The organism is Streptomyces racemochromogenes, from assembly GCF_044129415.1.
Lineage (GTDB): Bacteria > Actinomycetota > Actinomycetes > Streptomycetales > Streptomycetaceae > Streptomyces > Streptomyces racemochromogenes_A.
Genome location: NZ_JBBDHD010000081.1, coordinates 1 through 24,415, shown reverse-complemented (window position 1 = coordinate 24,415; position 24,415 = coordinate 1). Strand labels below are relative to the sequence as shown.

The 24,415-nt window shown below is 72.8% G+C and carries 29 protein-coding genes and 1 tRNA gene; 22 read left to right on the top strand and 8 right to left on the bottom strand.

Annotated elements, in window-relative coordinates; translation table 11 throughout:
• The first annotated feature begins 18 nt into the window (after window positions 1–18).
• Window positions 19–615, top strand: a complete 597-nt coding sequence (locus WDV06_RS25565; RefSeq protein WP_395512121.1) for a hypothetical protein — start codon at window positions 19–21, stop codon at window positions 613–615.
• Window positions 616–639: 24 nt separating this feature from the next.
• On the opposite strand, the gene WDV06_RS25560 is transcribed toward WDV06_RS25565, so the two are convergent.
• Window positions 640–1,128 (bottom strand): MarR family winged helix-turn-helix transcriptional regulator, encoded by a 489-nt coding sequence (locus WDV06_RS25560; protein WP_395512120.1) that lies wholly within the window; start codon window positions 1,126–1,128, stop codon window positions 640–642.
• Window positions 1,129–1,250: 122 nt separating this feature from the next.
• Between WDV06_RS25560 and WDV06_RS25555 the strand changes: the two genes are divergently transcribed.
• The 3 genes from WDV06_RS25555 to WDV06_RS25545 are packed head-to-tail and all read left to right on the top strand — an operon-like array spanning window position 1,251 to window position 2,988.
• Window positions 1,251–2,093 carry an NAD(P)H-binding protein gene (locus tag WDV06_RS25555; RefSeq protein WP_395512119.1) on the top strand — a complete coding sequence of 281 codons (843 nt, stop codon included), beginning with the start codon at window positions 1,251–1,253 and terminating at the stop codon, window positions 2,091–2,093.
• 16 nt (window positions 2,094–2,109) lie between these two features.
• Complete coding sequence (locus tag WDV06_RS25550) at window positions 2,110–2,520, top strand: MarR family winged helix-turn-helix transcriptional regulator (protein WP_395512118.1); 411 nt, start codon at window positions 2,110–2,112, stop codon at window positions 2,518–2,520.
• A gap of 51 nt (window positions 2,521–2,571) precedes the next feature.
• Window positions 2,572–2,988: a TOBE domain-containing protein gene (locus WDV06_RS25545; protein ID WP_395512117.1), complete on the top strand. Its 417-nt coding sequence runs from the start codon at window positions 2,572–2,574 to the stop codon at window positions 2,986–2,988.
• Window positions 2,989–3,036: 48 nt separating this feature from the next.
• Here WDV06_RS25545 and WDV06_RS25540 read toward each other — a convergent pair whose 3' ends face one another.
• Entirely contained in the window at window positions 3,037–4,521 is a 1,485-nt protein-coding gene (locus tag WDV06_RS25540) for a PucR family transcriptional regulator (RefSeq protein WP_395512116.1), read from the bottom strand.
• Between the two features lie 234 nt (window positions 4,522–4,755).
• Here WDV06_RS25540 and WDV06_RS25535 point away from each other — a divergent pair, with 234 nt between their 5' ends.
• The 4 genes from WDV06_RS25535 to WDV06_RS25520 all read left to right on the top strand — a co-directional run bounded on the left by WDV06_RS25535 (window position 4,756) and on the right by WDV06_RS25520 (window position 9,306).
• Window positions 4,756–5,586 (top strand): FAD binding domain-containing protein, encoded by an 831-nt coding sequence (locus WDV06_RS25535; RefSeq protein ID WP_395512115.1) that lies wholly within the window; start codon window positions 4,756–4,758, stop codon window positions 5,584–5,586.
• Window positions 5,583–8,366 carry a molybdopterin-dependent oxidoreductase gene (locus WDV06_RS25530; protein WP_395512114.1) on the top strand — a complete coding sequence of 928 codons (2,784 nt, stop codon included), beginning with the start codon at window positions 5,583–5,585 and terminating at the stop codon, window positions 8,364–8,366. The genes WDV06_RS25535 and WDV06_RS25530 overlap by 4 nt, the downstream gene beginning before the upstream one ends.
• Before the next feature lie 80 nt (window positions 8,367–8,446).
• Window positions 8,447–8,896, top strand: coding sequence for a molybdopterin-dependent oxidoreductase (locus tag WDV06_RS25525; RefSeq protein ID WP_395512113.1), 450 nt, complete (start codon window positions 8,447–8,449; stop codon window positions 8,894–8,896).
• Window positions 8,897–9,000: 104 nt separating this feature from the next.
• Complete coding sequence (locus WDV06_RS25520; RefSeq protein WP_395512112.1) at window positions 9,001–9,306, top strand: hypothetical protein; 306 nt, start codon at window positions 9,001–9,003, stop codon at window positions 9,304–9,306.
• 27 nt (window positions 9,307–9,333) lie between these two features.
• On the opposite strand, the gene WDV06_RS25515 is transcribed toward WDV06_RS25520, so the two are convergent.
• Both WDV06_RS25515 and WDV06_RS25510 read right to left on the bottom strand, forming a co-directional pair.
• Entirely contained in the window at window positions 9,334–9,753 is a 420-nt protein-coding gene (locus tag WDV06_RS25515) for a TOBE domain-containing protein (protein WP_395512111.1), read from the bottom strand.
• 183 nt (window positions 9,754–9,936) lie between these two features.
• Complete coding sequence (locus WDV06_RS25510) at window positions 9,937–10,302, bottom strand: HGxxPAAW family protein (protein WP_395512110.1); 366 nt, start codon at window positions 10,300–10,302, stop codon at window positions 9,937–9,939.
• A gap of 76 nt (window positions 10,303–10,378) precedes the next feature.
• Between WDV06_RS25510 and WDV06_RS25505 the strand changes: the two genes are divergently transcribed.
• Both WDV06_RS25505 and WDV06_RS25500 read left to right on the top strand, forming a co-directional pair.
• Window positions 10,379–10,870, top strand: coding sequence for a MarR family winged helix-turn-helix transcriptional regulator (locus WDV06_RS25505; protein ID WP_395512109.1), 492 nt, complete (start codon window positions 10,379–10,381; stop codon window positions 10,868–10,870).
• A gap of 213 nt (window positions 10,871–11,083) precedes the next feature.
• Window positions 11,084–11,755, top strand: coding sequence for a DUF4097 family beta strand repeat-containing protein (locus WDV06_RS25500; protein ID WP_395512108.1), 672 nt, complete (start codon window positions 11,084–11,086; stop codon window positions 11,753–11,755).
• Window positions 11,756–11,812: 57 nt separating this feature from the next.
• Here WDV06_RS25500 and WDV06_RS25495 read toward each other — a convergent pair whose 3' ends face one another.
• On the bottom strand, window positions 11,813–12,637 hold the full coding sequence (locus WDV06_RS25495) for a VOC family protein (protein ID WP_395512107.1): 825 nt from the start codon (window positions 12,635–12,637) through the stop codon (window positions 11,813–11,815).
• 131 nt (window positions 12,638–12,768) lie between these two features.
• On the opposite strand from WDV06_RS25495, the gene WDV06_RS25490 reads away from it, so the two are divergent.
• Window positions 12,769–13,359 carry an HhH-GPD-type base excision DNA repair protein gene (locus tag WDV06_RS25490; RefSeq protein WP_395512106.1) on the top strand — a complete coding sequence of 197 codons (591 nt, stop codon included), beginning with the start codon at window positions 12,769–12,771 and terminating at the stop codon, window positions 13,357–13,359.
• An 83-nt stretch (window positions 13,360–13,442) separates the two neighbouring features.
• Here the strand turns inward: WDV06_RS25490 and opcA are convergent, their stop codons facing one another.
• Window positions 13,443–14,378: a glucose-6-phosphate dehydrogenase assembly protein OpcA gene (opcA, locus tag WDV06_RS25485; RefSeq protein ID WP_395512105.1), complete on the bottom strand. Its 936-nt coding sequence runs from the start codon at window positions 14,376–14,378 to the stop codon at window positions 13,443–13,445.
• A gap of 72 nt (window positions 14,379–14,450) precedes the next feature.
• The gene (locus WDV06_RS25480) at window positions 14,451–16,070 is read right to left on the bottom strand and encodes a helicase HerA-like domain-containing protein (RefSeq protein WP_395512104.1); all 1,620 of its coding nucleotides are present in this window, start codon (window positions 16,068–16,070) and stop codon (window positions 14,451–14,453) included.
• Between the two features lie 88 nt (window positions 16,071–16,158).
• Between WDV06_RS25480 and WDV06_RS25475 the strand changes: the two genes are divergently transcribed.
• Window positions 16,159–16,455: a type II toxin-antitoxin system VapB family antitoxin gene (locus tag WDV06_RS25475; protein WP_008740979.1), complete on the top strand. Its 297-nt coding sequence runs from the start codon at window positions 16,159–16,161 to the stop codon at window positions 16,453–16,455.
• 136 nt (window positions 16,456–16,591) lie between these two features.
• Window positions 16,592–17,236 carry a LytR C-terminal domain-containing protein gene (locus WDV06_RS25470; RefSeq protein WP_395512130.1) on the top strand — a complete coding sequence of 215 codons (645 nt, stop codon included), beginning with the start codon at window positions 16,592–16,594 and terminating at the stop codon, window positions 17,234–17,236.
• A 16-nt stretch (window positions 17,237–17,252) separates the two neighbouring features.
• Here the strand turns inward: WDV06_RS25470 and upp are convergent, their stop codons facing one another.
• Window positions 17,253–17,888, bottom strand: a complete 636-nt coding sequence (upp, locus tag WDV06_RS25465) for a uracil phosphoribosyltransferase (RefSeq protein ID WP_030225496.1) — start codon at window positions 17,886–17,888, stop codon at window positions 17,253–17,255.
• 191 nt (window positions 17,889–18,079) lie between these two features.
• Between upp and WDV06_RS25460 the strand changes: the two genes are divergently transcribed.
• The 9 genes from WDV06_RS25460 (at window position 18,080) to WDV06_RS25420 (ending at window position 23,972) form a co-directional block, all read left to right on the top strand.
• On the top strand, window positions 18,080–19,066 hold the full coding sequence (locus WDV06_RS25460; RefSeq protein ID WP_395512103.1) for a universal stress protein: 987 nt from the start codon (window positions 18,080–18,082) through the stop codon (window positions 19,064–19,066).
• 146 nt (window positions 19,067–19,212) lie between these two features.
• Window positions 19,213–19,416 carry a hypothetical protein gene (locus tag WDV06_RS25455; RefSeq protein ID WP_395512102.1) on the top strand — a complete coding sequence of 68 codons (204 nt, stop codon included), beginning with the start codon at window positions 19,213–19,215 and terminating at the stop codon, window positions 19,414–19,416.
• 216 nt (window positions 19,417–19,632) lie between these two features.
• Window positions 19,633–20,181 (top strand): tRNA adenosine deaminase-associated protein, encoded by a 549-nt coding sequence (locus WDV06_RS25450; protein ID WP_395512101.1) that lies wholly within the window; start codon window positions 19,633–19,635, stop codon window positions 20,179–20,181.
• A 128-nt stretch (window positions 20,182–20,309) separates the two neighbouring features.
• Complete coding sequence (gene tadA, locus WDV06_RS25445; RefSeq protein ID WP_366453793.1) at window positions 20,310–20,738, top strand: tRNA adenosine(34) deaminase TadA; 429 nt, start codon at window positions 20,310–20,312, stop codon at window positions 20,736–20,738.
• Between the two features lie 87 nt (window positions 20,739–20,825).
• Window positions 20,826–20,910, top strand: a tRNA-Ser gene (locus WDV06_RS25440).
• A gap of 89 nt (window positions 20,911–20,999) precedes the next feature.
• On the top strand, window positions 21,000–21,290 hold the full coding sequence (locus tag WDV06_RS25435; protein ID WP_395512100.1) for a hypothetical protein: 291 nt from the start codon (window positions 21,000–21,002) through the stop codon (window positions 21,288–21,290).
• 345 nt (window positions 21,291–21,635) lie between these two features.
• On the top strand, window positions 21,636–21,797 hold the full coding sequence (locus tag WDV06_RS25430) for a hypothetical protein (RefSeq protein WP_167747595.1): 162 nt from the start codon (window positions 21,636–21,638) through the stop codon (window positions 21,795–21,797).
• A gap of 228 nt (window positions 21,798–22,025) precedes the next feature.
• Window positions 22,026–22,901: an RNA polymerase sigma factor SigF gene (locus WDV06_RS25425; protein WP_395512099.1), complete on the top strand. Its 876-nt coding sequence runs from the start codon at window positions 22,026–22,028 to the stop codon at window positions 22,899–22,901.
• 231 nt (window positions 22,902–23,132) lie between these two features.
• Window positions 23,133–23,972, top strand: a complete 840-nt coding sequence (locus tag WDV06_RS25420) for an RNA polymerase sigma factor SigF (protein ID WP_395512098.1) — start codon at window positions 23,133–23,135, stop codon at window positions 23,970–23,972.
• The last annotated feature ends 443 nt before the right edge of the window (window positions 23,973–24,415 follow it).

Sequence of the window (24,415 nt, the reverse complement as noted above, 5' to 3'; positions counted from 1 at the left end):
CGACCTGTCAGAACAGGAATGTCAGGGCAGCAGCAGCCGGGGGTCTTCGAAATGTCGTACGTGCGCACCTTCCTCCCGTGGATCGTCTTCGCGGTGATCCCGTCCGCCCAGTGGCAGTGGGGCGCGCTCGCCGCTCTGGTGGCGGCCGTGGCGGTGGCCGTCCAGCAGCGCCGCGAGGGGGCCGGCTTCGACGCGCTGATCATCGAGATGGGGTCTGCGGCCTTCTTCGCGGCCCTGGTGGCCATCGCCTTCGCCGACCCGCACTCGGCCGTGCACGGCTACTCGGCCGCGCTCTCGTCCGCCGTCCTGGCCCTGATCGCCGCCGTGTCCCTGCTGATCCGCAGGCCGTTCACCCTGGGCATCGCCAAGCGCACCACCCCGCGCGAGGTCTGGGGGATGCGCCCCTTCGTCCGGGCCAACACCGTGATCACCGGCGTCTGGACGGCCGCCTTCGCCCTCACCGCCGGGGTCCTCGCGCTGCTCGCCCACGCCGGCCAGGGGCACTCGACGGCGGCCACCGCCGTGCAGGCCGCCGGCTTCGTCCTGCCGATGCTCTTCACCTCCCGCTACGTCGCCTCCCTCCAGGCGGGGGCCGGGGCGGCGGGAGCCCGATAGGGCCTGGGGCAAGGGGGCCTGGCGTTACGCCTGGCGGAGGGCTTCCTGGGAGGCGACGTACTTCACCATCAGGCGGGCGAGCTCCAGCCGGTCGCGTTCGCTCCAGTCGGCGGTGATGTACTCGTACGCCGAGCGCTGGTGGCGGCGGAAGCGGGCCATCAGCTCCTCGCCCTCGGGGCTGAGGTGGAGAACGGTACGGCGGCCGTCGCGCTGGGAGGCGGCGCGGACCAGGTAGCCGGCCGAGATGCAGTCGGAGACCATGCGGCTGGCCACCGAGGGGTCGACGCCCAGGTGGGAGCCGACGGCGCCGACGGTGACCTCGCGGGCGCCTTCCCGGGCGATCTCCAGGACGACGTTGAGGACGAGGGTCCGGCTCAGGTCCTTCGGGGAGATGGGGTCCGCGACCTCCAGGAGCGAGGAGCGGCGCAGCTTCCCGAAAGCGGGCCCGACGGCGTTCAGCAGCTCTTCGGCCACGGCGGCCTCGACGGCCGTCTCCGCCTCGTGATTCTTCATCCCGCCATCGTATCTACGTGACGCTCCGCAAGCATGTGTTGACATGAAAACGTGTGCGTGTCAGCATGCATATGTCTTCAGTCAATCGTCTTCAGTCGAGGACAACGTGAACGGGGCCTCCCATGACCACCCTCATCACCGGCGCGCGCGGCAAGGTCGCCCAGGGCGTCCTCGCTCGCCTGCACTCCGCCGGCCACCGCGTCCGGGCCGCCAGCGCCCGCCCGGCCGAACTGACCGTCCCGGCCGGTGTCGCGGCCGTCGAGCTCGCCCTCGACCGGCCGGAGACCTTCGCCGCCGCCCTCGACGGCGTCCGCCAGGTCTTCCTCTACCCCGAGCCCTCCGGGATCCGGGCGCTGATCAGGGCCGCCGAGGCCGCCGGTGTCGAGCACGTGGTGCTGCTGTCCTCCTCCTCGGTCCTCGGCCCCGACGCCGCGACCGATCCGCTGGCCCGGCACAGCCTCCAGGTCGAGCACGCCCTCGCAGCCTCGTCGCTGACCTGTACCTTCCTGCGCCCGGACGCCTTCGCGAGCAACTCGTTCGGCTGGGCGCACCCCATAGGCCGGGCGATGCCGGTGCAGCTCGCCTACCCCGACGCGCACACAGCGCCCATCCACCCCGAGGACATCGCCGACATCGCCTTCGAGGCCCTGACCGGCGACTTCCTCAAGGGCCGCTCCCTCACCCTGAGCGGTCCCGAGTCGCTCACCTTCCGCGCGCAGCTCGCCGCCCTCTCGGCGGCCATCGGCCGGGAGGTCCCGGTCGAGCGCATATCCCGCGAGGCCGCCGAACAGCAGATGTCGGCCTTCATGCCCGCGCCGATGGCCGGTTCGCTGCTCGACCTGTGGGCCGCCGCGAGCCACGGCCCCGCCGCGGTCGCCGACACCACCGAGACCCTCCTCGGCCGCCCCGCGCGCACCTACGCGCAGTGGGCCGCCGAGAACGCCCCCGCCTTCACCGGGCACTGATCCACAGGAGAACGCCATGAAGCCCATCGGCTACTGGCTCAACCGCACCGACCGCGCCCTGACCACCACGATGGACGCCCTGCTGGCCGAGTACGGGCTCACCCGCCTCGCCTGGCAGGTCCTCAACACCCTCGCGGACGGCTCCGGGGCCACCGACGCCGCCGTACGGACGGCCCTCGCCGCCCACGCCGATGCCCCGACGCTGACCGCCGCCATCGAGGGGGTCCTCTGCGGCGGCTGGGCGGTGCGCCCGGAACCGGGCCGTCTGGCGCTCACCGGGAGCGGCCGGGCCCGCCTGGCCGAGGCCGGGGCGCAGGTGGGGGCCTTCCGGGAGCGGGCGACGGCCGGGATATCCCCGCGGGAGTACCGGACCGCGGTGGAGGTGCTGGAGCGGATGACCCGCAATCTGGAGCCCGCGGCGCCCTGAGAGCGCTTCGGACCCGGCCGGTGCGCGGGGGCCCGCCGATAGGGTGGGCCGGTGCCCACGTACTCCATCGGCCAGGCCGCCGGTCTGCTGCGCGTGAGTCCCGAGACCGTCCGCCGCTGGGCCGACTCCGGGCGGCTGCCCGCCCTGCGCGCGCCCGACGGCACGCGCGCCGTCGACGGGCCGGCGCTGGCCGCCTTCGCCAAGGAACGCGCCGCCGGACTGCACCCGGTACCCGACCGGGCCGCCGCCACCTCCGTGCGCAATTCCTTCGCCGGGATCGTCACCGCGGTACGGGTGGACGAGGTGGCCGCCCTGGTGGAGATCCAGTCGGGGCCGCACCGGATCGTCTCCGTGGTCACCCGGGAGTCGGTGGAGCAGCTCGGGATCGCGGTCGGGGTGAGCGTCACCGCCCGGGTGAAGTCCACCGAGGTGTACGTGGACGTCCCCGGCGGGCCCGCCGCCCCCTGAGTCCCGGGCCGGGCCCGAGCGGTGGCGGAGGGGCGCCGGCCGCCGGCGTCAGCGGCAGCGGAGGGCGGCGTACAGGTCCAGCTTGTGGTCCAGGCGGGACAGGTCACGGCCCGTCAGGACCTGCACCCGCTCCATCCGGTAGTGGACGGTGTTCACGTGCAGGTGGAGCGCCTGCGCGGTCCGGGCCCACGAGCAGTTGTGGGCGAGGAACACCTCCAGGGTCTCCCGCAGCATGCCGTCCCCGAGCGCGCCCAGCACCCGCTCGCCGAACACCGCCCTGACCTCCTCCGGCACCCCGGCCAGCAACCCGCCCAGGGTGTCCAGCTGTTCGGCGCCCCGTACGGGGGCGGCCGCGTCGGCGGCGGTCAGGGCGAAGCGGGCCTGGGTCAGGGAGGCACGCAGGTCCTCCGGTCCGACCGCGAGCGCGCCCGCGCCGGCGCGCAGGTCGGCCTCCGGGCCCCCGCAGGCCCGGAGCAGCGGCCACACTGCGCGCAGCCCGGCTGCCGTGTCGGTCTCCGCGCGCGTGCCCTCGTACAGGGGCGCGCCCTCGTACAGGACGGCAACGGCCTCCCCTCCGGGCGCCTCGCCCAGCGCCCACGGCAACCCGTCCAGGTGGGCGAGGGCCTCGGCCAGGGCGGGGGCCGAGGTGGCCGCCAACACCCGGTACGGACCCCGGGCGGGGAGTCCGGCGGCGGCGAGGGCCTCCTCCAGCACGGCCGGTTCGCAATCCCCCGCCAGCAGCCCCACCAGCTCGCGCCCGGCCGCCCGCGCGGCGGCGGCGTCGCGGTGGGCCGGCCCGTCCCGGTGCTGGGCCAGCACCTCGGCGATCTCGTGCAGCACGCGGGGCGGCGCCGCGTCCGCGTCCGGGACGTGGAGCTGCCAGGCGTCGTACACGGAGCCGTCGGCCTCGATCCGCAGCGTGAGGCCGCCGCGCGAGGGGGAGGCCGCCCGCTGCGCCGGGATGACCGGTGCCGAGGGCGTACGGGCCACGGTGCGGCCGCTCGCGCTGAGCAGGTAGCAGTCGACCCGGCCCAGGTGCGCGCACGCCCGCTCCAGCAGTTCGCCGGGCCCGGCACCGTTCTCCAGCAGCCGGCTCAACTCGGCGCGCACGTTGGACGGGAGGGCGAAGGTCCGGGTGGGCCGGCGGCTGAGGTCTCCCCAGTGGCGCAGGTACACGGCCTCGGTGACGGCACGGAAACTGGTCCGCGCCGGGACGGCCACGATCGGGACCCGGTGCGTCCGACAGGCGTCCACGAGCGCCTCGGGTACGCGCCCGTGGGTCTCCTCCCCGGCCAGCAGGGCGGTGGCCCCGGCGTCGGCCAGCGCGGAGACGAAGCGGTCCGCCTTGCCCGGGTCGCCGTCCGCCCACCACACCAGTCCGCTCAGCACGAGCTCACCGGGGCCCAGGAAGCGGCCCGGATCCTCCAGGTCCGTGGCGGTGACCCCGCTGACCTCCTGGCCGAGAAGGTCTTCCTCGCCCCAGAGCAGGGTGAGGCCGAGACTGTCGGACTGGAGCAGGTCGAGGACGTGCATGGCAGGGTCTCCTTGCGGTGGGGATCACCCACATTCGCCAGGCGAATACGAGGAAGCTCATCGTAAATGCAAGGGATTCTCCCGCCCACGCCCCTGTGTACCCCTTGGTGGATCATCCAGGACACCCCTTGCCGGACCGGCCGGATTCCGTGGCCTGGACCAGTCGTTTCGCCCCCTTCGCCGTTGCTTCACTGAAGCGGACGCCCCGGACGACAGAGAGGCTGGTGGCGCGAAATGGACCTCAACACGGTGCTCGACGTGCGCGATGCCCGCCGCCGCGAACCCTGGCGCCCCGGCGACGCCTTCCTCGGCGGGGGCACGTACCTCTTCTCCGAACCGCAGCCCCACCTCCGCCGCCTCGTCGACCTCTCCCGCATGGGCTGGCCGCCCCTGGCCTGGCAGCCCGACGGCTCCCTCGACATCGCCGCGACCTGCACCATCACCGAGCTGTCCCGCTTCGGCCGGGGCCTGTCCGCCACCGCCGCCCCGCTCTTCGAGCAGTGCTGCCGGGCCTTCCTGGCCAGCTTCAAGATCTGGAACATGGCCACCGTCGGCGGAAACCTCTGCAACGGCCTCCCGGCCGGCCCGGTCATCTCCCTGACCGCGGCCCTCGACGGCACCGTCCTGCTCCAGGGGCAGGACGGCGCCACCCGCCGGATGCCCGTCACGGAGTTCATCCGCGGCGCGGGCGTGAAGGACCTGCGCGACGGCGAGATGCTCCGCTCGGTCCGCCTCCCCGCCCGCGCCCTGGAGTCCCGCACGGCCTTCCGCCAGGCCTCGCTCTACGGGCTCGGCCGCTCCGGCTCCCTGGTGATCGGCGCCGCCGACCCACGGGACGGCTCCCTCGCCGTCACCGTCTCCGCCGCGACCAGCCGCCCGTTCCGCTTCTGGTTCGCGCTGCCGCCCACCGCCGCGGAACTGCGCGCTGCGATCGACGGCGCCGTCCGCCCCGAGGAGTGGTTCGACGACATCCACGGACTGCCCGAATGGCGGCGGCACATGGCCCTGCTCCAGGCCGAGCAGATCCGCCGCGCACTCTGCCCCCCTGCGGAGGGACCCCGATGAGCTACGAGATCGAGATCAACCGGCAGCGCTTCGAGGACGAGCCCCGCGCCGGCCAGTGCCTGCGCACCTATCTCCGCGAACGCGGCTGGTTCGGCGTCAAGAAGGGCTGCGACCAGGGAGACTGCGGGGCCTGCACCGTCCACGTCGACGGCCAACCGGTGCACAGCTGCCTCTACCCCGCCGTCCGCGCCGGGGGCCGCTGCGTCACCACCGTCGAGGGCCTCGCCTCCCCCGGCGGCGACCTCCACCCGGCGCAGAAGCAGTTCCTGGAGGCCCAGGGCTTCCAGTGCGGCTTCTGCACGGCCGGCTTCCTGATGACCACCTCCGCCCTCCAGGCCGAGCGGGGCACCGCCCACGACGACGGCAAGCTCGACGACCTTCCGCGCGCCTTCAAGGGCAACATCTGCCGCTGCACCGGCTACCGCGCCATCGAGGACGCCGTCCGCGGGGTCCGGCACATCGAGGAGCCCGAGGCCGGCCGGACCGTCGGCCGCAGCCCCGGCGCCCCGGCCGGCCCCCAGGTCGTCACCGGCACCGCCCGCTACACCTTCGACGTGGAAGTCCCCGGGCTGCTGCACATGAAGCTGCTGCGCTCCCCGCACCCCCACGCCCGCATCGTCGGCATCGACACCCGCGACGCCCTCCGGGTCCCGGGCGTGCGCGCGGTGTTCACCCATCACGACGCCCCGGAGCACCTCTACTCCTCCGCCCGCCACGAGCACCCCACCGAGGACCCGAGGGACAGCCGGGTGCTGGACGACGTGGTCCGCTTCGTCGGCCAGCGCGTGGCGGCCGTGGTCGCCGACAGCGAGCAGGCGGCCGAGGAGGGCTGCCGCCGCGTGGCCGTCACCTACGAGGAACTGCCGTACGTCCTCGACCCGGAGGAGGCGATGCTGCCGGGCGCGCCGGTCCTGCACCCCAAGGCCCCCGAGTCGGGGATCGCCCGCGCCGGGAACAACGTGTGCGGCGAGGTCCACGGCACGGTCGGCGACATGGAGAAGGGCTACGCCGAGGCCGACGTCGTCTACGAGGAGACGTTCAGGACGCAGCGCGTGCAGCACGCCAGCCTGGAGACCCACGGCAGCGTCGCCTGGTTCGAGCCCAAGGAGAACGGCGAGGGCGAGCGGATCACCGTCCGCACCTCCAGCCAGGCCCCCTTCCTCACCCGCCGGGCCCTGTGCGCGCTCTTCGGACTGGACGAGGACGAGGTCCGCGTCGTCGCGGGCCGCGTGGGCGGCGGCTTCGGCGGCAAGCAGGAGATGCTGACCGAGGACGTCGTGGTCCTCGCCGCCCTCAGGCTGCGCCGCCCGGTGAAGCTGGAGTTCACCCGGGCCGAGCAGTTCTACGGGGCCACCACCCGGCACCCCTTCAAGACCACCGTCCGGATCGGGGCGAAGGAGGACGGCACGCTCACCGCCCTGCGCATCCGCATCGTCTCCGACACCGGCGCCTACGGGAACCACGGCCCGGCCGTCGTGTTCCACAGCGCGGGTGAGTCCTTCGCCGTGTACAAGGCGCCGAACAAGCAGGTGGAGGCGTACTCCGTCTACACCAACAACGTGCCCGCGGGCGCCTTCCGCGGCTACGGCCTGGGCCAGGTCCTGTTCGCCCTCGAATCGGCGATGGACGAACTCGCCCTGCGCCTCGGCATGGACCCCCTCGCCCTGCGCGAGAAGAACGTCATCCGCGCCGGCGACCCCATGGTGACCCCGATCGGACACGAGGAGGACCTCTTCATCGCCTCCTACGGGATGAAGCAGTGCCTGGACGTCGTCCGCAGGGCGGAGGCCGAGGACCGCAGCCACGAGGACGTCCCCGAGGGCTGGCTCACCGGCACCGGCTCGGCCGTCGCCATGATCGCGACCGGACCGCCCGGCGGGCACTTCGCCGACGCCCGCGTCAGCCTGCTGCGCGACGGCACGTACGACATCGCCGTGGGCACGGCCGAGTTCGGCAACGGCACCACCACCGTCCACCAGCAGATCACCGCCGGAGCCCTGAACACCACCGTCGACCGGATCACCGTCCGCCAGTCCGACACCGACGTGGTCCGCCACGACACCGGCGCCTTCGGCTCGGCCGGCACGGTGGTGGCGGGCAAGGCGATCATGCTCGCGGCCGATTCGCTCGCGCAGCGCCTGAAGACCCTCGCCGCCCGCCACACGGGCGTGGCCCGGCACCTGTGCAGGCTGGAGGCCGAGGCCGTCGACTGCGCGGGCCGCGTCGTCACCCTCAAGGAGCTCTACGAGGCCGCGTACGACAAGGGTGCTCTGGACGAGACCGCCGCGGACGGCCACTGGGGCGGCTCGCCCCGCTCGGTCGCCTTCAACGCCCAGTGGTTCCGCCTCGCCGTCGACCCGGAGACGGGCGAGATGCGGATCCTGCGCAGCGTCCACGCGGCCGACGCCGGCAAGGTCATGAACCCCATGCAGTGCCGGGGCCAGGTGGAGGGCGGGGTGGCCCAGGCCCTGGGCGCCACCCTGTTCGAGACGGTACGGGTGGACGGGCGCGGGGAGGTCACCACGGCCGCCTTCCGCCGCTACCGGCTCCCGCAGTACGCGGACGTCCCGCGCACGGAAGTCCACTTCATGGAGACCTCGGACGCGATCGGCCCGCTGGGGGCCAAGTCCATGAGCGAGAGCCCCTTCAACCCGGTGGCCCCGGCCTTCGCGAACGCGCTGCGCAACGCCACGGGCATCCGTTTCACGGAACTACCCGTGACACGTGATGTGGTGTGGCGCGAAATACACCGGAAGCTGCAAGGTGAAACCGACGAATGATCACACAGGTGCGGCTCATAGAACCCTCCCAACCTTGCAGATGAGGTTCCGCTGCCCCTCCGGTGGGGCATGACTGCCCCATGGCCTCACTCCTGCTGCACGGCGAGCTCGACCACCCGGCGGCGCTGACCGTCGCCGACCTGCGGCGATGGCCGCAGCACCGGGCGAAGGTGGTCTTCGACTGCGCAACGAACGGCCCGCAGCACCACGTCTTCGAGGGCGCGCTGCTGCGGGACGTCATCTCCGGCGCCGGCCCCGTCTTCGACGTCCGCCGCCGCAAGGACCGCAGCCGATACCTCCTGGCGGTGAGCGGCGGGGACGGCCACCACACCGTCCTGTCCTGGGCGGAGCTGGACGACGACTTCTGCGGCAGCCCGGTCCTGCTGGCCACCCGCCTCGACGGCGCCGGCCTCGACGGCGCCGGCAGCCAGCTGGTGGTCCCGTCCGACCGGTGCGGGGCCCGCTACGTCAGCGCGGTGACCCACGTCTGGTTCGGAACCCTGGACGTCCCGGCGCTGATCGGCGTCTGAAACACGCGCCCCTCCCACACCACCCCACACGCCGTCACACTGTGCCACCACTCGCTACCATCAGCGACGACAGCAGGTCGGGCGGGCCGAGAGGGAGACAGACGATGAGGCGAACGGCACGGCGCACGGCCAGGGCCCTGGGAGCGTGCGCGGCGGCCGCGCTGCTGGCGCTGGCCACTCCGGCGGGCACGGCGCAGGCGGCGGAGGGGGTCCTGCTCATCGACGGGACCGAGCACGAGGACCCGTCGGGCTGCTACCGGCTGGGCGACTTCGCCCCGCCCAAGATCGCCAACCACACGGACGGGACGGCGTGGGTGTGGTCCGGCCCGGACTGCGACGACCAGGTGACGCAGCAGATCGACCCGGACACGTCAGCGATCGGACGCGGCCGGAGCCTCTACATCGAGTGAGGTTCCGGCGGCGGCCCCGGCGGTGCCCTACGCGGACTGGAGGGAGACCTCGGTCGCCTTGATCAGCGCGACGACGGAGGAGCCGGCGGCCAGCCCGAGGGCGTCGACGGCGTCGGCGGTGATCGCGGCGGTCAGGCCGCCGCCTTCCACGTCCACCTTGACGGAGGCCATGGCCGGACCGGTCGCGACGCCCACGACGGTGCCGGCGATCCGGTTGCGGATGGACAGCCCCTCGACGGACCCGGTCGCCAGGGCCACCTCGGTGGCCTTGACCAGCGCCTTCACCGAGGAACCCACAGCCAGGCCCAGTTCCTCGGCGGCGTCGGCCGTGATCGCGGCGGTGATGTCCTGACCGCCTTCGAGGCGGACCTTGACCGCCGCCATGGCCTCACCGGTGGTGATGGCGGTGACGGTTCCGGCGATCTGGTTGCGGATGCTCAGACTCATGGGTGCTTCGACCTCTTACGTAGTCGGCTCGCGCGTTCCGGGAGGAGCCGCGCGAGACCGACCGTAGGCCCGTTCTGATCATCACGCCGGGAGCCCCTCGCATCCACGAACCCGGACCACCCGTGCGCCTCGCCCCTGCCGTGACCGACGCGGCGCGTCTCACGGGCGGAGACCGGTTCGCGGCTACCGCGGCCCTTCGGCCGCGGCGGCCGCGGCGGTCGCGGTGGCGGCGACGGCGGCGGCGGTCGCGGCAGGCCGCCGTCCGGCCATGCGGCAGCCGAGGCATTCGGCATGGCCCCCGCGCGCGGTGTGGTCACGCGCGCCCATGGGCCAGTACGCCTTCGGACGCGAGCCGGGACCCTTGCCCCAGCCCGCCAGGTGCAGGGCCCAGGTGAGCACGCCCGCCGCGGCCACGACGGCCGCCCCGACCGCCATCCCCGGCGTCCACCCGCACACCCCCAGGCCGATCACCGCGGCCCCCACGGCCGCGACGGCGGTTCCCGCCCAGCCGGCGACCGTGTGGCCCTCGTCGTACCCGTGCGCGCTCATACGTCACCCCTGTCCCCTGCCGACCTATGATGTCTTAGTCAGTAAGCAATTTATCTTAGGCACTAAGGGATTTTCAATGGAGGGCACCCCCCGCCCCGAGGTCACCCCCCGCCCCGAGGCCTCCGCCGCGGCGGCGATCAGCGCGATGGACGACCTGATCGCGACGAGCATGGTGGCCCAGCAGGAGTTCGCCCGGAACCTCGGCCTGAGCCCCACGGACCTCATCTGCTTCGCGTACGTCCTCCAGGCCGGGGACACCCCCGTCACCGCCGGCGACCTCGCCGCCCGCGCGCACGTCACCACGGGCGCGGTGACGGGCATCGTCAACCGGCTGGAGCGCGGCGGGTTCGTGACCCGGCAGCCCGACCCCGCCGACAAGCGCCGGGTGCGCGTCGTCGCCGTACCCGAGGCCGCGCAGCGCGTCCGCGCCGTCTACGAGCCCTACTACGCGCTCCTCGCGCAGCTCTTCGCGACCTACGACCCGGAGGAAGTGGCGGTGCTGAACGACTGGTTCACCCGCGCGGGCGCCCTGGCCGCCGCCTATCTCGCGGAGTCCTGCGGCCCCTGAGCCGCCCCGCGTGGCGTTCACTTTCAGCCCATTGCAACACGCGAGAGGGATTCGTTGCATTAAATCGCAGGCCGACTGCAACGATTTCCCGCCTTCTACCTGCATAGATGCTGCTTCTGCGCAACTTCGACGTTGCCAGGCTCATGAACGCAACATAGCGTTTCTCATGTCGGAAACACCCCGACGAACGAACGCCGAGCGCAGGAGCCCGCCATGCAGAAGTTCGCCGCCACCGCCCCCGTCTCCGCCGTCCTCGACATCCCGGCGGGACGCATCCAGCTCATCGCCGCCGACCGCACCGACGCCACCGTCGAGGTCCGCCCCGCCAACCCGTCCAAGAGCCGCGACGTGAAGGCGGCCGGGCAGATCACCGTCGACTTCCGCGACGGCGTCCTGCGGATCGCGGCCGCCCCGGCCAAGAACCGCCTGCTCGGCAACTCCGGCTCCGTCGAGGTGACCGTCCAGCTGCCGGCCGGCTCCCGCGTCGAGGCGAAGGCGGCCGCCGCCGACCTCCGGGGCGTCGGACGGCTGGGCGACGTCGTCTTCGACGGCGCGCAGGCCCAGGTCAAGCTCGACGAGACGGCTTCCGCCCGGCTGACCGTCCAGGCCGGCGACGTCGCCCTCGGCCGCGTCGGAGGGCCGGCCGAGGTCAGCACCCAGAAGGGGGACATCACCATCGCCGAGGCCGTCCGCGGCGCGGTCACCCTCACCACGCAGCACGGCGACATCACCGTCGGCGCCGCCCCCGGAGTCTGCGCCACCCTCGACGCCGGAACCTCCTACGGCCGCATCCACAACGCCCTCACCAACACCGACGGCGGGGCCGCGGCCCTGAACATCCACGCGACCACCGCCTACGGCGACATCACCGCCCGCAGCGCCTGAGCCGGGCGGCGCGCCGACGCGTCCGGCGGGCACGGGCGCACGGGGCGGGCCGGCCCCTCAGACGAACGTCGGCATCTCCCCGACCCGGGTGTCCGTGTCGATCACCGCGAACACGGCGCCCTGCGGGTCGCCGAGCGCGGCGAAGCGGCCGAAGGGGCTGTCCATCGGGCCGAAGTACAGCCGCCCGCCGCGCGCCTTCGTCCTCTCCACCGCCAGATCGCAGTTCGGGACGGCGAAGTAGACCTGGACGTAGGAGGGGACCTGCGGCGGGAACTCGTCCCCCATCCTCATCCGGCCCAGCACCGGGTGTTCGGCGCCGCCCACGCTGAAGACCTTGAAGTCCATCCCCGCCGCCCCGGGGTCGCCGCTCCCGGCGCCACCGGTGTCCATCTGCCGGGAGCCGTACGGGAAGACCCGCTCCAGGAACGGGTCGGACTTCTCCGGTTCGCGGGTGTAGACCTCGGCCCAGGCGTACGAACCCGGCTCGCCGAGCTTCTCGAAGCCCTTGTGCTCGCCCGCCTGCCAGACGCCGAACACCGCGCCGCTGGGCTCCTGGGCGATCGCCATCGTGCCGAACGTGCCCACCCGCATCGGCTCCATCACCAGCGTGCCGCCCGCCGCCTTGATCTTCTCGGCGGTGGCGGCGGCGTCGTCCGAGGCGAAGTAGAGGCACCACTGGGAGGGCGCGTCGCCCCCCGGCATCGGCGGGACGACCGCCGCGACCGCCTTTCCGCCGGAGTAGGCCTGCGTGTAGTTGCCGTGCTCGCTGGTGGCCTCGCCGAAGGTCCAGCCCAGCACGTCGGCGTAGAACTCCTTGGCGGCCTCCACATCGGTGAACATCGCGTCCACCCAGCAGGGGGTGCCTTCCGGGAACTCGGCCATGGTCGATCGACTCCTGTGTCGTCTGCCGCTGTCGTCTGCCGTCTCGCGAACGTCCCTCCCACGCTAGGACGGGGGTCTGACGACCGCGCGCCGAACGGGCGCGGCGGCCGGTCCCGGGGGAGGCTGGGGGCATGGACGAGATCACCATCCGGCTCGCACAGGACCCCGAGGCCGACGCCCTGCTCGGCCGCAGCCCGCTGGCCGCGCTCACCGGGATGCTGCTGGACCAGCAGGTGCCGATGGAGTGGGCGTTCTCCGGGCCCTGGACGATCGCGCGGCGCATGGGCGCCGACGACCTGGACGCGCACGCGATCGCCGCCTACGACCCGGAGGCGTTCGCGGCGCTGCTGTCGCAGAAGCCCGCGGTGCACCGGTATCCGGGGTCGATGGCGAAGCGGATCCAGCAGTTGTGCGCGTACCTGGTGGAGCACTACGAGGGGGACGCGGAGGCGGTCTGGTCGGACGCGGGGACGGGGGCGGAGCTGCTGGAACGGCTGAAGGCGCTGCCGGGGTTCGGGCAGCAGAAGGCGCAGATCTTCCTGGCACTGCTGGGAAAGCGGTACGGGGTCCGCCCCGAGGGGTGGCGGGAGGCGGCCGGAGACTACGGGCCGGCGAACGTCCACCGCTCGGCGGCGGACATCACCGGACCGGAGTCCCTGGCGAAGGTCCGCGAGTACAAGCAGGCGGCGAAGGCCGCCGCCAAGGCCGCCGGCGGCGCGTAGCCCCGGTCCGCCTCCGCCTCCCGGCCGGGGGCGGGTTGACGGACCGTCCGGCCGGGCGGGGCCGGCGACACCGCCGTCCCCCCTTACGCCGGGAGCGGGGCCCGGGCCGGCCGCCTGCTGCGCAGCGCCGAGGCGTAGACCTCGTCGGCGTCCAGGCGCCGCAGCTCCTCCGCGATCAGCTCCGCGGTGCTGCGGATCTTGAGCGCGACCTTCCGGTCGGGCCAGCCCGGCAGGACCAGGGTGGCCAGCGAGCCGGTGGGCCGGTCCACCACGACCTCCCCGGCGGAGGTCTCCAGCCGGACCCGCGTGATGACCGGCCCGTCGGTGGCCACCCGGGCCACCGGCACGCCCAGGCGGTCCTCCAGCCACCGCGCCAGCAGCTCGGCGCTGGCGTTGTCGGGCTCGCTCTCCACCGCCGCAGCGGTCACCGGCAGGGGCTTCTGGTCGAAGGCGCAGGCCAGCAGCGAGCGCCACGGCGTGAGCCGGGTCCAGGCCAGGTCGGTGTCGCCGGGGGCGTACGCGGCCGCGCGTTCGGCCAGGACGCCGACGGGGTCCACCGCCGCCTGCGCGTCGGTGATCCGGCGCTGCGCCAGCGCGCCGAGGTCGTCGCGGGCGGCGTCGGCGGGGGCGTCGGCCGGCCACCAGGCGACCACCGGCGCGTCCGGCACCAGCAGCGGCAGCACGATCGAGCCGGCCTGGGTGGTGAGGTCCCCGTGCAGGCGCAGGATGACGATCTCCCCGGATCCGGCGTCCGAGCCCACGCGCAGCTCGGCGTCCAGCCGGGTCCGCCGGCGCCGCTCGGGGCCGCGGTGGGTCCGCTTGATCACCGCGATGATCCGGCACGGGTGCTCGCGCGAGGCCTCGGAGGCCGCGCGTACGGCGTCGTAGGCGTTCTCCTCGTCGGTGACGACGACGAGGGTCAGCACGAGCCCCATGGTGGGGCTGCCGACGGCCCGCCGGGCCGCCAACAGGGCCCGGTCTATCTTGCTGGACGTGGTGTCGGTGAGTTCGGTCCGCATGCCCATGAGTCTGTCAGCGGCCGCCGTGGGGCGGGCACCCGGTTCGCTCGATTCCTTCTGGAGGGGCGCCCCTCAGCGGCGCCGGCGGGCCGTGCCGAAGAGGGAGCGGGAGATCTCGCGCCCCACCTGCGTGCCGATCGAGCGGGCCAGCGAGCGGAACAGGCCGCTGCCGACCACCTGTTGGGCCAGCGAGGGTTCCGGCTTGGGGGCGCCGTGCGTGGCCCTCGCCTCGGCCTTGGCCCGCCTGTCGGCCTCCGCCGCCGCGGCGGCCGCCTCCGCCTCGGCCTCCGCGGCCGCCTGTTCGGCGGTGATCTTCTCGTACGCCGACTCGCGGTCGACGGGCTCGGCGTAACGGGGGTACAGGGGCGAGGCCTTGACCGCCGCGTCGAGGGCGGCCGCGTCGACGGGGCCCATCAGCGACTGCGGGGCGCGCAGCCGGGTCGCGGCGACGGGGGTGGGGGCGCCCTTCTCACTGAGGACGGTGACGACCGCCTCGCCGGTGCCGAGCCGGGTGAGCAACTCCTCCAGGTCGTAAGGGGATTTGGGGAAGGTCCGTACGGCCGCCCGGAGGGCCTTGGCGTCGTCGGGGGTGAAGGCGCGCAGGGCGTGCTGGACGCGGTTGCCGAGTTGGGCCAGGACGTCGGCGGGGACGTCCTTGGGGGTCTGGGTGACGAAGAAGACGCCGATGCCCTTGGAGCGGATCAGCCGCACCGTCTGGGTGACGGATTCCAGGAAGGCCTTCGAGGCCCCGTTGAAGAGGAGGTGGGCCTCGTCGAAGAAGAAGACCAGTTTGGGCCGCTCCGGATCGCCGACCTCGGGGAGGTCGGCGTAGAGGTCGGCGAGCAGCCACATAAGAAATGTGGAGAAAAGCTGAGGTTTGTCCTGTACGGCCGGAAGTTCCAGTACGGAAACCAGCCCGCGCCCGTCCGGAGCCGTTCGCAGGAATTCACTGGTGTCGAATTCCGGTTCGCCGAAGAATTCCGCGGCGCCCTGCTGCTCGAATGCGGTGAGCGCCCGCAGAATCACCCCGGCGGTGACGGTGGAGAGCCCGCCGATCCCCTTCAGTTCCCGTTTCCCCTTGTCGGACACGAGGAAGGCGACCACCGCCCGCAGGTCCTTGAGGTCGACCAGCTCCAGGCCCTTGGAGTCGGCGTAGTGGAAGATCAGGCCGAGCGACTGCTCCTGGGTCTGGTTGAGCTGGAGCACCTTGGACATCAGGACCGGCCCGAACGCGGTCACGCTCGCCCGGACCGGGATCCCGGTACCGATGCCGCCGAGGGAGTAGAACTCGGCCGGGCAGCCGGCGGCCTCCCACGTCTGGCCGACCTCCCGCGCCCGCTCCTCGGTCCTCCCGCCCGGCGTGCCGGGGGCGGAGATCCCGGAGACGTCGCCCTTGATGTCGGCGAGGAAGACCGGCACGCCGTTCGAGGAGAGCTGCTCGGCGATCAGCTGGAGGGTCTTGGTCTTGCCGGTGCCGGTGGCACCCGCGACGAGCCCGTGGCGGTTGAGCACCGACAGCGGGATGCGGATCTGCCGGCCGGGGAGGCAGACGCCGTCCCAGAGCAGGGCCCCCAGCTCCAGCGCGGGACCCGTGAAGGCGTACCCGGCGGCGATGGCGGCAGCCGGACCCTCCGGATCCGTTTGTCCCGGCGCGGCGGCGTCCGGCACGGGCGGGTCGGTGCTCTGGCTCATGCGTCACTCCCGGAATAGCCCTGTGTGCCACTTTTGCACCGCCGGAGCGAGGCTGCGCCCGGAGGCACCGGCCCGGTAGGCTTTCCGTGTGATCTTCAAGCGCATCGGTAGCGGACGGCCGTACCCCGACCACGGCAGGGAAACCACCCGGCAGTGGGCGGACGTCGCCCCGCGCCCGGTCCGGCTGGACCAGCTCGTGACGACCAAGGGACAGCTGGACCTGGAGACGCTTCTCGCCGAGGACTCCACGTTCTACGGCGACCTCTTCGCGCACGTCGTGAAGTGGCAGGGCGACCTGTACCTGGAGGACGGGCTGCACCGCGCCGTCCGCGCGGCCCTCCAGCAGCGCCAGGTCCTGCACGCGCGCGTCCTCGAAATGGACTGACCGGGGCCGGCCCGGGGGCGGACGGGGCGCCGGTTGCGCCTTTCGGGTCTGCCTTACCCGATCAACAGATCATTTAGTAGGCATCGTTCCGGTACGGCACTACGCTGCGCCCATGAGCATGCTCACTCCCCCCGGCATGGGCGGAAAGTACCGCGTCACGGGGACCGCCTACCCCCGCATGAGCCGGCCCCCGCGCCGCCGCAAGCTCGTGTTCGCCCTGCTCGGATCGGTCCTCGCGCTGGCGCTGCTCGGCTACGGGGCGCTGCAGCTCATCGACGTGTTCCGGGGCGGCGGCAAGGGGACCGCAGCGGCCGCGAAGGACTGCCCGACGAAGGCCCCCGCCTCCGCCTCCCCCGCCGGCGCCGCCAACCCCGGCCCGGCCGCGTCCGGCGCCCCCGCGGTGGTCCTGCCGCAGCCCGGCCAGATCACCGTCAACGTCTACAACGCCACGCCGCGCGCGGGCCTCGCCAAGGCCGTCGGCGACGAGCTGAAGAAGCGCGGCTTCACCGTCGCCCACGTCGGCAACGCCCCCGCCGACTTCGACAAGAAGGTCCCCGGGCCCGGGATACTGCTCGGCTCCCCGCGCACCGACAAGGCGGCGTACTCCGTCCTCGGCACCCAGCTCGCCGGCGTCACCCAGCAGACCGACACGCGCGAGGGCGCGGACATCGACCTGATCCTGGGCGACTCCTTCAAGGACCTGAACACGAAGGAGGACGCGGACAAGGCGCTGGCCGTCCTGGCCAACCCCGCGCCCGCGCCCTCCCCGAAGAAGTGCTGACCGGCGGACCCGTCCGCTACTCGGCCGACCCGTACATGCGGTCACCCGCGTCGCCGAGGCCCGGCACGATGTAGCCGTGCTCGTTGAGGCGCTCGTCCACGGCGGCCGTCACGACCGTCACCGGCGTGCCCGCGAGCTCGCGCTCCATGACCTCGACGCCCTCGGGCGCGGCCAGCAGCACCACGGCGGTCACGTCGTCGGCACCGCGCTTGATGAGTTCCTGGATCGCGGCGACCAGCGTGCCGCCGGTGGCCAGCATCGGGTCGACGACGTAGACCTGGCGCCCGGAGAGGTCCTCGGGCATGCGCGTCGCGTACGTGGAGGCCTCCAGGGTCTCCTCGTTGCGGACCATGCCCAGGAAGCCCACCTCGGCGGTCGGCAGCAGCCGGACCATGCCGTCCAGCATGCCGAGGCCGGCGCGCAGGATCGGCACGACCAGCGGGCGCGGGTGCGACAGCTTGACGCCGGTGGTCGGGCCGACCGGGGTCTCGATGTCGGACTGCTCGGTGCGCACGTCGCGGGTGGCCTCGTACGCGAGGAGCGTCACCAGCTCGTCGGCGAGCCGCCGGAACGTGGGGGAGTCGGTGCGCTTGTCGCGCAGCGTGGTGAGTTTGTGCGCCACCAAGGGGTGATCGACGACCTGCAAACGCACAACATCCTCCAAGACTCAGCCGGGCTTCGACCTGCGATCTGCGACCTGCGACCCTGCTACCTGCGAAAAACGGCCGCCTGTTCGCGACCTGCTGCCAAAAGGCTACGCGGTGGAAGGGGAGCGGCGCGTCCCGCGCCCGCCCCCGGCCCCCTCCGGATGCGCGCCACCGCGCGCGACAGCACCCTTGACGGGTGAGCAACGGCAACGGCCCCCGAAGCGGTGGAAGGGTCGGCGGACCGGGCGGCGGCCTGGTGATCGCCGCCGTCGACGGATCCGACCCCAGCCTGCGCGCCCTGGAATGGGCCCGGCTGGCCGCCCTGCGCCACGGCACCGGCCTGATGGTCGCGCACGTCCTGCCCGACGCCTCCCAGCTGTACGCCGGCCGCCGCTCGTCCCTGCGCCACCCGAACGAGCCCGCGGAGTACGCCGACCCCGTCGGCGACCGGGTCCGCGCCCTGCTGGAGTCGGGCCCCGAGCTCCCCCCGGAGGTCCGCTACGAGGCCCTGGAGGGCTCCGTGCCCGAGGCGCTGCGGGCCGTCGGCGGCGAGCGGGAGCCCCTGATGCTGGTCATGGGCTCGCGGGGGCGCGGCGGGTTCGCCGCCCTGCTGCTCGGGTCCAACAGCCGCGCCGTGGCCACCACCGCGACCTGCCCGGTGGTGGTGGTGCCGCACGAGGAGCGGGCCGTACGGGACGCCGAGGGGGCTTCGGCCGGCCGGGTGGTGCTCGGGCTGCACGCCGCCGAGACGCCCGAGGACGTACTGGCCTTCGCGTTCGCGGAAGCCGCCGCCCGGGGGACCACCGTCCAGGTGGTCTCGGCGTACGCCCTGCCGCCCGGGCCGATGGCGGTGATCGACAGCCCCTTCGCGGTGATCCCGCCGGAGGCCCTCGCCGACGGTGCGGACGGGGTGCCGGCCGAACGGGAGATGCTGCGGGCCCAAACGGAGCGGCTGGTCCCGCTGCGGGCCCGCCACCCTGACGTGCCGGTCGAGCAGGCCGTCGTACCGGGGGACGCGGCGGGGCGGCTGGTGGAGGCGTCCCGGTCGGCGGCACTGGTGGTGGTGGGCCGCCACCATCCGCGCCCGCGGTCCCTGCTGATGGGGTCGGTGGCGCACGCCGTCCTCCAGCACGCGCACGGCCCGGTGGCCGTCGTACCGACGCTGCACGACGACGGGGCGTGAGCGGCCCCCTCCGCCCGCCCCCGCTCTGACCTGGGCCGATCCGGGAGGGGGTGGCATCAAACGCGCCGACGGGGGGAAGGTGGGAGCGGGGGGTCTGCTTCGCGCCGGCGGAGGAGGACGACCCGGACCAGCCTGGGGTGGTGCCGATGCCCAAGACGCAGCCCGTGAACGACGCCGAGGGAAGCGAGCCGGAGGAGCCGCCGGAAACGGCGGCGCAGCGCAGGGCGCGACGCGCGCAGTTCCTGCGCGACCTGATGGAGGCCCGGGCCCTGCGCGACCGCGTGCAGCCCCGGCGTGCCCGGGCGGCACGGATGCGCCAGCAGATGCGGATGCGTACGTTCCGTTGGTGACGGGCACGATGCCCACGGCAGCGACCGGCCCCCGACCGGTCCTCCGCCCGGCGCCGCGACACGGCCGCCGTGCGGAAGACCTCTCGCAAAGCCGCTGTTTCTGCCACGATGCCGATTGGGCGGGGTGCGAACAGCTTGTGTCACGACCGTTCACACCCCATCCTCCGGCCGGGGGGACCTCCAACCGGCACGCCTATGACCAGTGGGAGAGTCACGGTGTATTTCGCCGCACTGCTCGCGCGCACCGAAGACGGGTGGGAAGCGAGCGACCTGGAACTCGACGACGTCGAGTCCCTCAGTGATCTGATCGAACTCGCACGTTCCGCCGCTGTCGACGACGACACGGTGGTCGCCCTCATCGAGCAGGAGGACGCCTGGTTCGGCGTCGTCCGCGTGGACGGAGAGGAGGACCCCCGGTACTTCGTGTCGAACGCCTCCGCCGCCGACCGGAGCTCCTACGGATCGATGCTGACCAAGGAGCTGCTGGGCGGCGTCGACGAGGACGACGAACTCGACGAACTGGACCTGGACGGCACCGAGGACGGGGAGGACGAGCCCGTCGCCGCCTACGCCGACGAGGACGACGACAGCGACGACCGGACGGGATCCGGCTCCGAGCCGGTGCCGGCCGGCCCGCTCGGAGACCCCCGGCTGCTGGACGACCTCGGGGTCGGCCACAAGGAGCTGATGTCCCTCGACGGCGACGCGCTCGCCGAGATCGCCGACGCGCTCGGCGCCACCGAGGTACTGGAGGCCGTCCGCTAGTGATCGCCGGGCACGACCTCACGCACGACCCGCGGGACGCGCAGGACACCGGCGACCGGGCCGCCGGGGCCCGGGACGCCGGGGACCGGGACGCCGGGGACCCCGTACGGGATCCCTGGCGGGAACCCATGCGCCTGGCGCTCCGGGAGGCGGCCCTGGCCGTGCCGGCCGGTGACGTACCGGTCGGGGCCGTCCTCCTCGGACCGGACGGGGCCGTCCTCGCCACCGGCCACAACGAACGGGAGGCCGTCGGAGATCCCACGGCGCACGCCGAGGTACTGGCGCTGCGCCGGGCGGCCGCCCGGCTCGGGGAGTGGCGGCTCACCGGGTGCACCCTCGTGGTCACCCTGGAGCCGTGCGTGATGTGCGCCGGCGCGCTGGTCCAGTCCCGCGTGGCCCGGGTCGTCTACGGCGCGGGGGACGAGAAGGCGGGAGCGGCGGGGTCGCTGTGGGACCTCGTACGGGACCGCAGGCTCAACCACCGGCCGGAGGTGATCCGCGGGGTGCTGGAGGAGGAGTGCGCACGGCAGCTGACGGAGTTCTTCCGGGAACGGTGAGCGGCGGCGGGCGTGCGGCGGCGGGTGAGCAGGGCCACTCGGCCGGAAGTTGCGAAGCACTGCCCACCATCGGCTAGGATCTCTCTCGGTGGTGTGTCCGAGTGGCCGAAGGAGCTCGCCTCGAAAGCGAGTATGGGGCAACCCATCGGGGGTTCAAATCCCTCCACCACCGCTCTGGAAACGAGAGCCCCGGTTCGTACGAACCGGGGCTCTCGTGCGTGCCCGCCGTGACCGGGCGCCGACTCCGCCGTTGGACACGGCATGACCAAGACCCAGCGCATCCTCGCCGCCTTCGCCCTCGCGGGGGCCGCCGCGGGCCTCGCCGCACCGGCCGCCTCCGCCGCGCCGCCCGCCCCGCTCACCCTCCCGGACCTGCCCACGGCCGCCCCGGGCATGCCCGCGGGCGCCACGCCGGCCTCCGTCCAGGACATCGGGGCGAAGGTCGCGGAGGGAGCCAACCAGCTCAACCAGCTCATGACGCTGCCGGACCAGCTCCAGCCGGCCATCGCCCCCGTGGCGCCCCTGGTCGACCTGCTCGGCGCCATCCAGTGACACGAAGAAGGCCCCGACCGGAGCCGGGGCCTTCCACGTGGGCGGGGGAAGTGACGTCGGGGGGACAAGCCACTCCCCCCGATGAGGACGGAACCCGCCGACCCGAGCCGCAGTCAGGGGGGAAGCGCGGCTCGGACCCCGCAGTGAGGTCCTGTCCCTCACCCACCGGTTTCCTGCCAGAACCGGTGGGCTCGTGTTCCATCCTGCGCCTCCCGCGACCGGACACCCAGCGGCAAAGGGCCCGTACGGCAGGGTCATTGGTCCTTAAAGGACAGGTGAGGGTCCAAACCTGACCGGTTAGACTCACCCGACTCGCTGTACCGGTTGGGGAGGCCGACACCGCACATGGACACCAAGAAGCTCATCACGGGCGCCCTCACGGTGTTCGTCCTCTTCGTGATCATCACCCAGCCCAAGCGGGCGGCCGAGATGGTCGGAATAGGCTTCCAGGGCATATCGGATGCCGCCTCCGGCATCGGCGAGTTCATCACCGAACTGGTGACCTGAACCCGTACGCTGAAGCGATTTCCGGACATCCAGGCCCCTCACTCCGCGGGTGGGGGGCCTTTCGCGTTCGCGTTTCGTGTTCTTGCCGGTAAAAAGAATACCCCTAAATGCCCAACTTGCCCTCAACACGGCGATATACGGTGCTTGCACACAGTGCACATCTCTTGTGATGCTATGACCGCTTTTGACGGATGAGACGGATGAGTTGACCGAAGGGGTGGCGTGACCGTGCCGGCCAGTACTGCGCCTCAGGTGCCTCCCCAGCAAGAGCCCCGCCAGGAACAGCCGCACGAGCTTCCCGCCGAACCCCAGGAACCCGCCGCCGCGCCGCGACCACAGGGCAGGGGCGCCGACACCCGGGCCCTGACCCAGGTCCTCTTCGGCCAGCTGAAGGGGCTGGAACCGGGCACCAGCGAGCACAACCGGGTACGCGGGGCCCTGATCGAGGCCAACCTCCCGCTGGTGCGCTACGCGGCCGCCCGCTTCCGCAGCCGCAACGAGCCGATGGAGGACGTGGTCCAGGTCGGCACCATCGGCCTGATCAACGCGATCGACCGGTTCGACCCCGAGCGGGGGGTGCAGTTCCCCACCTTCGCCATGCCGACGGTCGTGGGCGAGATCAAACGATACTTCCGCGACAACGTCCGCACCGTCCACGTCCCGCGCCGCCTCCACGAGCTGTGGGTTCAGGTCAACGCCGCCACCGAGGACCTCACCACCCTGCACGGCCGCACCCCGACCACCCCCGAGATCGCCGAACGGCTGCGGATCAGCGAGGACGAGGTGCTGTCCTGCATCGAGGCCGGCCGCAGCTACCACGCGACCTCCCTCGAAGCCGCCCAGGAAGGCGACGGGATGCCCGGGCTGCTCGACCGGCTCGGCTACGAGGACCCCGAGCTGGCCGGCGTCGAGCACCGCGACCTCGTGCGCCACCTGCTCGTCCAGCTGCCCGAACGGGAGCAGCGGATCCTCCTGCTGCGCTACTACAACAATCTGACGCAGTCGCAGATCAGCGCCGAGCTCGGGGTCTCCCAGATGCACGTCTCCCGGCTGCTCGCCCGCAGCTTCGCCCGTCTGAGATCCGCAAACAGGATCGAGGCGTAACCGGATCGGGTGGAGCGCCGCCCGCGATTCCCTACAGAACCGGCTCATTCCGCTCGGTCGGCCGTCTGTCGCTGGAGATACTTGTCGACATGGCGCTACAGCGTGTTGCCGACATGTGACATTCTGCTGGAACGCGTTTGCCGCAGCCCCGCCTCCGGTATTCAGGTGGAGGCTGCGTTCCTCCGACGGGACGCGCCGATACGCGACCGTCCGCGACCTCAAGGGGGTGGCATGTCCGTAGACCAGGGCAGCTCCAAGGTGCTCACGCTCGTCGAGCGTGAGCTGCCGGCAGTGGCCGACCGCTCGGAAGCCATCGACACCCGCACCCTCTCCCGCTCCCTCTTCCAGCGACTCGCCACCCTGGACCCGGACAGCCCCGAACGGGCGTACGTACGCGACACCCTGATCGAGCTGAACCTGCCGCTGGTGCGCTACGCGGCGGCCCGGTTCCGCAGCCGCAACGAGCCGATGGAGGACATCGTCCAGGTCGGCACCATCGGCCTGATCAAGGCGATCGACCGGTTCGACTGCGAACGCGGGGTCGAGTTCCCGACCTTCGCGATGCCGACCGTCGTGGGCGAGATCAAACGATTCTTTCGGGACACCTCCTGGTCCGTCCGCGTCCCGCGCCGGCTCCAGGAACTGCGCCTCGCGCTGACCAAGGCCAGCGACGAACTCGCCCAGCGCCTGGACCGGTCCCCGACCGTGCCGGAGCTGGCGGCCGTCCTCGGCGTCAGCGAGGAGGAGGTCGTCGACGGTCTCGCCGTCGGCAACGCCTACACCGCCTCCTCGCTCGACTCGCCCTCCCCGGAGGACGAGGGCGGCGAGGGCTCGCTCGCGGACCGGCTCGGATACGAGGACACCGCCCTCGAAGGCGTCGAGTACCGCGAGTCGCTGAAGCCGCTGCTGGCCAAACTCCCGCCCCGGGAGCGGCAGATCATCATGCTGCGGTTCTTCGCGAACATGACCCAGTCGCAGATCGGCGAGGAGGTCGGCATCTCCCAGATGCACGTCTCCCGGCTGCTGACGCGGACGCTGGCGCAGCTGCGCACGGGCCTGATCGGCGAGTAGCCTCCCGGGCCGCCCAGGGGCGCGGGGTTCACATTTGACATGGCGTCAGGAACACTGGCGCGATGCGAACGGGATCCCGCGCGGCGCGCACCCCCGCCCTGGCCCTGACCCTGTGCTGCACGGCCGCCGCCCTCGCCGGCTGCGGCGGCCCGGCCCGCACCGGCTACGCCGCCGTGGGCGCCGCGGCCGCCGGGCCCGAGCGGGGCGCGGGAGAGAACGTACCGCCGCGGGGGCGGGTGGAGTACGGGCCGATCGCGTCGGCCGGATCGGCCCCTTCCGCGAGCGCTTCCCCCTCTACGACGCCCGGCGCGCCGGGGTCCCGGCCCGGCGGGGGCTCCGCCCAGGGCGGAGCGACGGCCACCCCCCAGCCCCAGTCACTTATAAACAAATACGACACCACCACAACCGTTAAGGCCTCTCGGCTTGCGGCTTTTGCGTTTTTA

What these genes read in the sequence shown, in the direction of transcription:
- WDV06_RS25565 (WP_395512121.1), top strand. Translation starts at nt 19, where the DNA reads ATGTCAGGGCAGCAGCAGCCGGGGGTCTTCGAAATGTCGTACGTGCGC.
- WDV06_RS25560 (WP_395512120.1), bottom strand. Translation starts at nt 1,128, where the DNA reads ATGAAGAATCACGAGGCGGAGACGGCCGTCGAGGCCGCCGTGGCCGAA.
- WDV06_RS25555 (WP_395512119.1), top strand. Translation starts at nt 1,251, where the DNA reads ATGACCACCCTCATCACCGGCGCGCGCGGCAAGGTCGCCCAGGGCGTC.
- WDV06_RS25550 (WP_395512118.1), top strand. Translation starts at nt 2,110, where the DNA reads ATGAAGCCCATCGGCTACTGGCTCAACCGCACCGACCGCGCCCTGACC.
- WDV06_RS25540 (WP_395512116.1), bottom strand. Translation starts at nt 4,521, where the DNA reads ATGCACGTCCTCGACCTGCTCCAGTCCGACAGTCTCGGCCTCACCCTG.
- WDV06_RS25535 (WP_395512115.1), top strand. Translation starts at nt 4,756, where the DNA reads ATGGACCTCAACACGGTGCTCGACGTGCGCGATGCCCGCCGCCGCGAA.
- WDV06_RS25530 (WP_395512114.1), top strand. Translation starts at nt 5,583, where the DNA reads ATGAGCTACGAGATCGAGATCAACCGGCAGCGCTTCGAGGACGAGCCC.
- WDV06_RS25525 (WP_395512113.1), top strand. Translation starts at nt 8,447, where the DNA reads ATGGCCTCACTCCTGCTGCACGGCGAGCTCGACCACCCGGCGGCGCTG.
- WDV06_RS25520 (WP_395512112.1), top strand. Translation starts at nt 9,001, where the DNA reads ATGAGGCGAACGGCACGGCGCACGGCCAGGGCCCTGGGAGCGTGCGCG.
- WDV06_RS25515 (WP_395512111.1), bottom strand. Translation starts at nt 9,753, where the DNA reads ATGAGTCTGAGCATCCGCAACCAGATCGCCGGAACCGTCACCGCCATC.
- WDV06_RS25510 (WP_395512110.1), bottom strand. Translation starts at nt 10,302, where the DNA reads ATGAGCGCGCACGGGTACGACGAGGGCCACACGGTCGCCGGCTGGGCG.
- WDV06_RS25505 (WP_395512109.1), top strand. Translation starts at nt 10,379, where the DNA reads ATGGAGGGCACCCCCCGCCCCGAGGTCACCCCCCGCCCCGAGGCCTCC.
- WDV06_RS25500 (WP_395512108.1), top strand. Translation starts at nt 11,084, where the DNA reads ATGCAGAAGTTCGCCGCCACCGCCCCCGTCTCCGCCGTCCTCGACATC.
- WDV06_RS25495 (WP_395512107.1), bottom strand. Translation starts at nt 12,637, where the DNA reads ATGGCCGAGTTCCCGGAAGGCACCCCCTGCTGGGTGGACGCGATGTTC.
- WDV06_RS25490 (WP_395512106.1), top strand. Translation starts at nt 12,769, where the DNA reads ATGGACGAGATCACCATCCGGCTCGCACAGGACCCCGAGGCCGACGCC.
- opcA (WP_395512105.1), bottom strand. Translation starts at nt 14,378, where the DNA reads ATGCGGACCGAACTCACCGACACCACGTCCAGCAAGATAGACCGGGCC.
- WDV06_RS25480 (WP_395512104.1), bottom strand. Translation starts at nt 16,070, where the DNA reads ATGAGCCAGAGCACCGACCCGCCCGTGCCGGACGCCGCCGCGCCGGGA.
- WDV06_RS25470 (WP_395512130.1), top strand. Translation starts at nt 16,592, where the DNA reads ATGGGCGGAAAGTACCGCGTCACGGGGACCGCCTACCCCCGCATGAGC.
- WDV06_RS25455 (WP_395512102.1), top strand. Translation starts at nt 19,213, where the DNA reads ATGCCCAAGACGCAGCCCGTGAACGACGCCGAGGGAAGCGAGCCGGAG.
- tadA (WP_366453793.1), top strand. Translation starts at nt 20,310, where the DNA reads ATGCGCCTGGCGCTCCGGGAGGCGGCCCTGGCCGTGCCGGCCGGTGAC.
- WDV06_RS25435 (WP_395512100.1), top strand. Translation starts at nt 21,000, where the DNA reads ATGACCAAGACCCAGCGCATCCTCGCCGCCTTCGCCCTCGCGGGGGCC.
- WDV06_RS25430 (WP_167747595.1), top strand. Translation starts at nt 21,636, where the DNA reads ATGGACACCAAGAAGCTCATCACGGGCGCCCTCACGGTGTTCGTCCTC.
- WDV06_RS25420 (WP_395512098.1), top strand. Translation starts at nt 23,133, where the DNA reads ATGTCCGTAGACCAGGGCAGCTCCAAGGTGCTCACGCTCGTCGAGCGT.